At 49.9% G+C, this 7,941-nt stretch carries 5 protein-coding genes and 1 tRNA gene; 1 reads left to right on the forward strand and 5 read right to left on the reverse strand.

Translation table 11 applies throughout. From position 1 onward, the window contains the following. Positions 1-489 precede the first annotated feature (489 nt). Positions 490-566 (forward strand) — tRNA-Arg (locus FHS30_RS14300). A gap of 180 nt (positions 567-746) precedes the next feature. On the opposite strand, the gene FHS30_RS14305 is transcribed toward FHS30_RS14300, so the two are convergent. From FHS30_RS14305 to FHS30_RS14325, 5 genes are all read right to left on the reverse strand, one after another. After that, a complete protein-coding gene (locus FHS30_RS14305) occupies positions 747-1,385 on the reverse strand; it encodes an efflux RND transporter periplasmic adaptor subunit (RefSeq protein ID WP_183911195.1) in 639 nt (212 codons plus the stop codon). Positions 1,386-1,512: 127 nt separating this feature from the next. Continuing rightward, a complete protein-coding gene (locus tag FHS30_RS14310; protein ID WP_183911196.1) occupies positions 1,513-3,516 on the reverse strand; it encodes a preprotein translocase subunit SecA in 2,004 nt (667 codons plus the stop codon). Continuing rightward, the gene (locus tag FHS30_RS14315) at positions 3,509-5,668 is read right to left on the reverse strand and encodes a site-2 protease family protein (protein ID WP_183911197.1); all 2,160 of its coding nucleotides are present in this window, start codon (positions 5,666-5,668) and stop codon (positions 3,509-3,511) included. The genes FHS30_RS14310 and FHS30_RS14315 overlap by 8 nt, the downstream gene beginning before the upstream one ends. 1 nt (position 5,669) lies before the next feature. After that, positions 5,670-7,505, reverse strand: a complete 1,836-nt coding sequence (locus tag FHS30_RS14320; protein WP_183911198.1) for an efflux RND transporter periplasmic adaptor subunit — start codon at positions 7,503-7,505, stop codon at positions 5,670-5,672. A gap of 128 nt (positions 7,506-7,633) precedes the next feature. Then, a complete protein-coding gene (locus tag FHS30_RS14325; protein WP_183911199.1) occupies positions 7,634-7,918 on the reverse strand; it encodes a DUF3467 domain-containing protein in 285 nt (94 codons plus the stop codon). Between the last annotated feature and the right edge of the window lie 23 nt (positions 7,919-7,941).

Raw genomic sequence — 7,941 nt, forward strand, 5'->3', positions numbered from 1 at the left:
GACAGCTATGCTGGCGGGCCGGCCCCGAAGGGGAGCGCGAAGCGGTCTATCCGTTTAGCTGAGCAAGACACAATTTAAAAATGTGCGATGATATATCCAGACTCGCACTAAAAAAGTTTAAGCACCCGTAGCTCAGCTGGGTGGAGCCGGTAAAAGTGAAGCGCTGCTTCGCCCGGCGAAACGACCGACAGCTACGCTGGCGGGCCGGCCCCGAAGGGGAGCGCGAAGCGGTCTATCCGTTTAGCTGAGTCGTAAAGAATTTAAAACGTGTAAGTAAATCCAGTCTTGCACTAAAAAGTTTAAGCACCCGTAGCTCAGCTGGGTGGAGCCGGTGAAAGTGAAGCACTGCTTCGCCCGGCGAAACGACCGACAGCTACGCTGGCGGGCCGGCCCCGAAGGGGAGCGCGAAGCGGTCTATCCGTTTAGCTGAGCAAGACACAATTTAAAAATGTGCGATGATATATCCAGACTCGCACTAAAAAAGTTTAAGCACCCGTAGCTCAGCTGGATAGAGCGCTGCCCTCCGGAGGCAGAGGTCTGGGGTTCGAATCCCTTCGGGTGCGCCAATTAAAAAAGCCCCCACGCCCAAAAGCGTGGGGGCTTTTTTAATTGCCAACCGCAGCGTTTCGTTCGAACCCCAGGTTCGAGCCGGAGCAAAGCGAAGACCAGCGACCAACGGGAGCTCATCCCTCTCTAATTACACACTTTCCCTGCCACGCATTTACCCAACCAGCGTGGGGGCTTTTTTAATTGCCAAGCGCAACTTGGCACTCGATACCCGCCGGCAACTGACCGTTTTTATTGTCGATTTCCGCTCGTACTCTATAGGTACCACTGGCGGCGTCGACGATGGGGTCCACTAAAATGATGCGCGCGCTCACTTCCCCGCCTACCGGTTCAGCGGGAAACACCCTTAGCTTTTGACCTTCTTTCACCACGCCCCAGGAGTCAAAAGGCATCACAACTTCCACACGCAATGGGTTGAGGGACGCGATAGCCAGTACTGCCTCTGTTGTTACAAATTCACCGGGCTCGACAAAACGATCGATCACCACACCGTTAATAGTGCTAACCACCTTGCGTAAATTGAGAACGGCCTTAGCCTGCTCAAGTTCCTGCAATGCTACGTCAAATTCCGTTTTGAATTCGTCGCGTTCGTGAATTGAAATGAGTTCATCACGATATAGGCCCTCATTGCGTTCATATTGCCGCAAGGAAAACTCTGCACGCACTTTTGACAAGGCTACTGCCGCTGCTTCAACGTCGGAACGCAATGAAAACAATTGCTGCCCTTTTTTTATGCGCTCACCAACAGCGACATTGACCGAATCGAGCACCCCGCCCACGGGGCTACTTACATCAATACGTACACTGGGCTCTATCATGCAACCGATTGCTGATAGCCTGTCTTCTTGAGCACCTGCCATCTGACTCGTTAACAAAACAGCTATGCCAACACATATTTTCAGCGTCATATTACTTCCATTAATTTTGCGTAGTTGCGATGACGTCTTAACGCCAGTCATCGTCACCTAGAAACGCCAATAGATTGCGTTCCCGTTCATCCCCACGCAATGTAAATTTTCGCTCAATGCGATGCCGTTGTTCCAATCTCGACTGCGCAAAGCGTTGAATTTTAAAACCCAACCAACTGCCAAGCATCGGCAGTGATAAAAATGGGCTCAAGGCCTGCTGAACTCGAGCCGCATACACCTGCACCAAAGGATCTTGTCGAGACAAAATGTACTCTACACTACCTGGATCCCCTTGGCGCGCACAGCGGCCTTCAAGCTGCCGGTCTATTCTGCGCGCATCCTGTAGCTCGGCAATGATGACATGCAAGCCGCCAGCGTCACGCACGTCATTATGGAGCTTAATATCGGTTCCACGACCTGCCATAGAAGTGGCAATGGTAACTGCCCGCGGCTGCCCTGCGGCCGCCACAACGGCAGCTTCATCGGCGTCTTGCTTAGCAGTGAGCAATTGCACCGGAATTCCCGCAGCGATCATAAGCTCTTCAAGCCGGTGAGATAGGGCGACCGTTGCAGTACCAACCAAGACACTGCGGCCCTTGGCAATCTCACGCTCAACGGCCTGGATAATGCGAGATTCTTTCTCAGCTAAGGTCGGCACAACTTGATGTTTCAATAGCTTACGACGACTTGCCCGAAGCAGCGGCACCTTCACCAAACGCAAACCGTAGACCCCAAAAAGTTCATGCCCCACTTCCTGCGCTGTTCCACTCATACCCGACAGGTAGAAATACTTCCGGAAGAATTTTTGATAGCTTATTTTAGCCAACGTCTTCTGCGGGCTGGTGAGCTCGCAGGATTCCTTAATCTCGATCAGTTGATGTAGACCACCCTCCCAAGAGCGATCTTCAGCTAGCCGCCCCGTATACTCATCTACAATCATGACTTTATCGTCGCGCACAATATAATGCTTATCGCGTTCAAAAAAATGCAGCGCACTCAGCGCCATTGTCACTAATTCCATTGCCCGCGCTCGAAGATACCAACCCTTCGGCGCGCCCTCATAACACCAGTCACGCGCCTCAATCGCGTCACGCGCGCGATCCGTAAGGACTGCTCGTCGGTTTTTTTCATCGAGAAAGAAATCTAATTCCTCTACCAGATCTTGGGTGAAACTCATTACTGCATTTAGCAACGCTTCACTGTCCTTTAGGGCCACTTCTCCGCCTGATATCACGAGCGGCGTGCGCGACTCATCGATCAACACACTATCCGCTTCATCCACTATGGCAAACACCAGACCTTGATGCATCAGACGATCGATAGTCGCGATTCCTTTCAATTGATTCCTATAGATGTCATGGGCGCCTCGAGCCTCGCCTAACACTATGCTGTCCTTAAGATAATCGAAAACCAATTCATTATTCGAGGTATAGACGATGTCGGCGGCGTAACATGTCTGTCTTTCTGCTAACGTGCGCTCATTGATTATGACCGAACAATGCAACCCTAAATACTTGAATAGGGGCTGCATTTCCTCACAGTCGCGCTCCGCCAAATAATCATTTGTGGTGATTAAATGAACCTTAATACCCGCCAACGCCGCAGTTGCAGAAGCTAGCGTACAGGCGAGGGTTTTACCTTCACCGGTCGCCATCTCAGCCATCATGCCTTGCAACATGAAAAAAGACGCTTTTATTTGAGTGGTGTGATGTCGCATACCTAGAGATCGCCCTGAGGCCTCTCTAATCAATGCAAATGCGCTTATAACACGCTGGCGATTGAGCGCCTTGCCAGTCAATTCAGCGCGCAATGCCGTCAATTTCTGTAAGAACTCAGCCTCGTTAAGTTGTGCCAACGCCTCAGATGCCCGCACCACTTGCGCAGCAAAGTGCGAGGGCCGCAAGCACAACCGAAGCAAGGGCCAGAAAATCACGATGTAGACCTTGCGAGCCAGCCTATCGAACCACGACAAGGCCAACGCTGGGCGCTCCGGTCGCAGCTGCTCCGATGTGGGTATACGTCTTGGAAAGCGGTTAAACATCTAGCTGCTCAATAAACACTTGTCGCAGTTCGCGATACCAACGCCAACCCAATGGCTCTGGACTCAATTGAAATTTGATGTAAACACGTTCGTGGACTCGCAGTAGTTTTCCGGATGTAACAGCCACATCTAGCGTTATATAGTTCTCGACAGCGCGTATTTCCTCTGTGCTAGAGGGATCAATTACAATGCTTCCACCACCGGTCTCTGTGAGAATCGCACTGGGTAATACTTTGCTAACTCTGGGCACTACGGTATCTAACGCTGCCGACAAAGTCGTCGAGCGGTCGACCGCTTTACGAACCACCACTCCTTGCAATCGATCCAATACAACATCTGCCTGATACTCTGGCAAGGCCGTGCGAACCGATAAAGGCATTGCAGCATCCGCTTTAGCATCCTTATTATCAATTACATAGCCAATGAGTTCACCGCGCCGAATAAATTGGTCCCGCTCAAACGGCCGCTTTTGGTATACCAGCTGACCCGATGCGGGTGCATACTTTTGGGTATTCGCTAGCGCAGACTTAACACTGTCCAGCTCTTCCTCAAACCGCTGCATTTCGGCTGCCAATTGCAGCGATTTGGTACGATCTGCATAGGCCGATCGAACACGTGCACGCGCCTCCTGAAGCTGCGCCTCCAAGAGCGCTGCGCTGTCTTTCAGTTCATGATTTTCTAAGCCAAATAACAGGTCTTCATGGGTCACCTGATCACTATCAGATCGCTCTATAAACGCCACAAAGCCTGACTCAGATGCGTAAATTCGCCTCGATTCATCTGGCCACACCACCCCGTCCGTTGTATAGCTATAGGGCATTGGCAACAGGAAAAGTAGACTAGAAAGCCCTAGCGCAGTGCAACCAACCACCCATTTAGGATCTCGCCCCTGTACGCGAAATACTTGTTCCCGAAATGGTAGAGATACGGTTTTCATAAACGGAATAAACCAGCTAGAAATGAGTGTCCAAATACCTATCACCAAGCCCGCGATAAAATAGTGCGCGGCAACAAAAAGGAAAATTGAAATACTGATGAAGATTCGGTAGCAAAATGCAAATAGATTGTAAAAAAACAGCCAATACCTTTCGCGCTTATCGCTGCTTGGATCTTCTAATTCCTTAAACCCAAAAAGGTATTTTTTAACCAGAAACCCCCAATAAGACACCGACTTTTTTGCCAAACCGGGAATTTCTAAATAATCAGACAGAATGTAATACGCATCAAATTTAAGTAACGGGTTACCGTTAAACAGCAATGTGGATACCCCAGCCATAAAGGCAATGTTATATAAAATTGCCTTTGATAAGCCGTCGCTGGCATAGCTCCAAAGAATCACCGCCAACGCCGCTATGAACAGCTCCACAATTATGCCCGCAGCCGCAACCATCATGCGCTGACGCTTATCGGTGAACACTGCGGACTCGGAGGCATCGACGTAAGGCATTGGAAAAAACACCAAGAACATGATGCCTACTTCGTGAACTTGCCCGCCATATCGACGCACGGCATAAGCATGCCCTAATTCATGGATGATCTTTATCAGTGGATAAAGCAACCACAACAACATTAAGTTCTCGGCCGCTAATAATCGATCAGCCATATTGCTCGTCAATGCTTCAAAATTCTGCACTGCGATGAAACAGCCCCACGCCAAGATGGCTAGATAGAGCAGCCAAACTCTAGGCTTCAACAACGGATCGAGTACCGGGCACAGTGAATCTAATAATCGGGTCGGATCGAACAATGGGATTTGTAACGAAATCGGCGAATAGACTTTTTGTAAGGACTTTCGCTCTTTCTTCTGTCCGCGGCGAGTGAAGAGATCACGGGCATTTGCAGGCACATTGAGGTAAATCATGTCAGCTTGGTAAAGGCTTGCAAGCAAGGAGATGATATCTTCCTGAGTTGGCATATCGTGCTTTAGCTGATCGCCGGCCAACGTCCATATATCATTTAAACTGCGCTCGCCATTCATTAGACCCACTACCTGATAGGCCTGCGGTGAAAAAAGTTGTACGGTGCCTGCAACGGGATCCCGCAGGGTGTACCAGATTTCGCCTCGCTTTGGCTGGGGGGCTACATCAACCTGCGGCTTTATGCGCGGCGTCAGCTTTTCCACTAAATACCAATTTTTGCTGAACAGCCCCATGCTACCCCCAGAAGGACCACAGCTTCAGCGAAAGCCAATGGCGTAGATCCCGGGTCCACATATCTATCAAAAGTTGCTCACCCACCTCAATTTTTCCAATGCCTACCAGGCCCGGTCGAAAAACCTGGTTGTCATTTTCGAAGGTGGCCTCGACTCGGAACACCGTAGTGCCGTCACGCACTTCAGCAACTGGCGTTAAATTAGTCACTTCAAAATTAAAGGTGTGGTCTGTTGCCGATGAAAATACCACGCGCCCACGCTGCCCCAACTCCACTTCGGCAATATTGAATTCACTAACGAATAAAATGAGCCGGTAATCCGTCATCGGAGAAATTCTGAACAACTCATCGCCCTGATTAATTGCCGCGCCTACCTGTTGACTTAAATCGCCGCTGACCACCAATGCATCGTAAGGCGCCTGAACTCGTGCGCGCTCTAGATCGCGATCCGCAGACGCCAGCTGGGCTTTCGCTTGCTCGACCTTGGCTAAAAATATTTGCGCTTGCGCCCTATCTCCTTCTGCCAGCGCCTCTGTATATTGCTTATTGGCCTGGGAAAGCTGGCTAATCGCCTGAATTTTAGTAAGCCTAAGATCGCGGTCATCCATTGCCAAAAGCTCGGCGCCTTTCGCAACTTGATCGCCAGCGCGCACATTCGCACTTTTCAAATAGCCGCTGAAGGGCGCTGATATCAAGCGTATCGCGGACGGCTCCAGCTCTGCGTCAGCACTAATACGGTAGTTACCAGTGACCACACTAAAAAATAGCACTGAAGCAAGCACACACAATGCTACAACTTTTCGCTTTACGTAACCGTGCGCAAACAATTTCTCTTGTTGGACTTTTAGTCTTCGTGCCAATACCTGCCAAATTGATAGATCAGCCAATCGCTTGGTTTCATAGCAGGCGCCAGCTAGAGAAAGGTGTGCATCTATAGCATCCAGCTCCGCGATTGAAAAACTCACCGTTGCAGGGCGCTCAAATGTAAGCACAAGGTAGGACTTTTGATTAGCAAAAACCGGCACACAGGCTATACACGCATTATTTTGTGCTACCGACAACTTTTCGAGCTGTACATATATTCCGACATCGTCGTCTTTGCGTGGCCAGCAGAGCCGTCGCTGTTGATCAATGGCCTCCTGCATAGCAAGCCGTATTTTTTTTGTGACAGCGCTATTGAGTGCGTGGTCACTGCTGCCCGACACAACTTGCAGTACCGCCTCGCCGCCATGAACTTCACCAATACACACGCGATCACAGCTATAGGTTTTAGCCAAGTAATCGGCCCATTGAAGGCCGACTTCATTTATTGCCTGTGATTTATTCATTGTCAGGATGCCGTCGAGCAGCTGCTCTTGTTGCATTCCCCGCTGGCGTTGCTGCTCCAATAATTGCTTCCGGAGTCTTACTTCTAGCCACAAACACACTTTTTCGACTTGGCTCAGTACCGACTCAATCTCCGCATCGCCGTAGTCAAAACGGCAAGCAAAGACGGCACAAATGCGTTCATCAATTGATACTGGATAGGCTAATCCGCAGACAGATGTACCCTGTGCAGGTGGCACCACAATGGCTCGCTGACATTCGATGCTATCTTCAATAAGATTGCCAAGTTCCTGTATATCAGCGCAGGGATTCGGCCACAGTGCCGTTGGCTTTAATGATTCGCCGGCTTCAGTTAAGGTCAATAATGCCGACGCAAGTGCAGGAATTTCTGTTAAGACAAATTGCAGCCAATAGTCTGCCCACTGAGGCTGTTCCGCGAGTTGATTCAAAGCGTCTAATGATACGCTTTGACGTTCAACTAGGTGCACATTGGCCTTAGGTATTTCGTGCATATTAGCGATGATCCAGTCAACAATTTTGAGCGTGATATTTCAGACAAAACCGTTTTCAGCTAGAGATAAAAAAGGCAAAGCTTGGGCTTTGCCTTTTAGGTCTATTGTGCGGCTAGCCAAGCTACCAATTAAGGAGCATCGCCCACTTTACCAAAACGGTTTTCATACTCGTCTACCACCTTGCCTAACAATACACTCAAACGTTTTGCCGCGTGCGGATTCAGGATAATGCGATCAGTGAGCGAAATCGCCACTTCCTTTTGCCCCGTGTGCCACGTGGAGTTCGTGCCAAACAATAAGGTCACCTCTTCACGGGTGCTGGACACGTTACACACATTTGCATAGGTGCTTCGCATTTTGCTGTCATCCCAGGTGAGTTTGGGTGACGCCGCGCCTTTTTTTGTTTCAGCCATGAAAGGCTCCTTGCTCATCAATA

Origin of the sequence: Simiduia aestuariiviva, assembly GCF_014192475.1 — a bacterium.
GTDB classification, from domain to species: domain Bacteria; phylum Pseudomonadota; class Gammaproteobacteria; order Pseudomonadales; family Cellvibrionaceae; genus Simiduia; species Simiduia aestuariiviva.

What these genes read in the sequence shown, in the direction of transcription:
- FHS30_RS14305 (WP_183911195.1), bottom strand. Translation starts at nt 1,385, where the DNA reads ATGATAGAGCCCAGTGTACGTATTGATGTAAGTAGCCCCGTGGGCGGG.
- FHS30_RS14310 (WP_183911196.1), bottom strand. Translation starts at nt 3,516, where the DNA reads ATGTTTAACCGCTTTCCAAGACGTATACCCACATCGGAGCAGCTGCGA.
- FHS30_RS14315 (WP_183911197.1), bottom strand. Translation starts at nt 5,668, where the DNA reads ATGGGGCTGTTCAGCAAAAATTGGTATTTAGTGGAAAAGCTGACGCCG.
- FHS30_RS14320 (WP_183911198.1), bottom strand. Translation starts at nt 7,505, where the DNA reads ATGCACGAAATACCTAAGGCCAATGTGCACCTAGTTGAACGTCAAAGC.
- FHS30_RS14325 (WP_183911199.1), bottom strand. Translation starts at nt 7,918, where the DNA reads ATGGCTGAAACAAAAAAAGGCGCGGCGTCACCCAAACTCACCTGGGAT.